This window comes from Paenibacillus roseus (assembly GCF_016424485.1).
Taxonomy (GTDB): Bacteria; Bacillota; Bacilli; order Paenibacillales; family Paenibacillaceae; genus Paenibacillus_D; species Paenibacillus_D roseus.
The window spans coordinates 1,819-2,145 of sequence record NZ_JAELUP010000110.1 but is presented as its reverse complement, the minus strand read 5'-3'; the positions used below and the strand labels follow the sequence as shown (position 1 = coordinate 2,145).

The following is a 327-nucleotide window of genomic DNA, read 5'->3' as shown; positions in this document are numbered from 1 at the left end:
GCGGGCGACTCCGCTCCGAGCGTTGGCGTAATCAATCCATATACGCCGGGCAACAACATCCCGGGCGTTGATCCGGTGGTTAACAAGTACATCGGCATTTACGAGGTAGACAGCAACAATAAAGTGGTGAAGTTCACCCTAATTGTACTGGGCAAAGGGGATGTTCGTCCGCAGCCGGAAGCGGCGCCGGAGTTGTATCCAACGCCTGTACCAGAGCCTGGAACTGATCCCGATACGACCAAGCTTCCGACCAACCCGCCAATTCCAGTCGGAACAGGGAACCATCTGGTCGTGAAGGTGTCGTCGAGCAAGATTGCAACGCCGAAG

General features: G+C 56.0%; 1 pseudogene. It reads left to right on the top strand.

Annotation, left to right across the window (positions count from 1 at the left end):
* Positions 1-327: pseudogene (locus tag JFN88_RS22405) on the top strand (hypothetical protein); the annotation flags it as partial.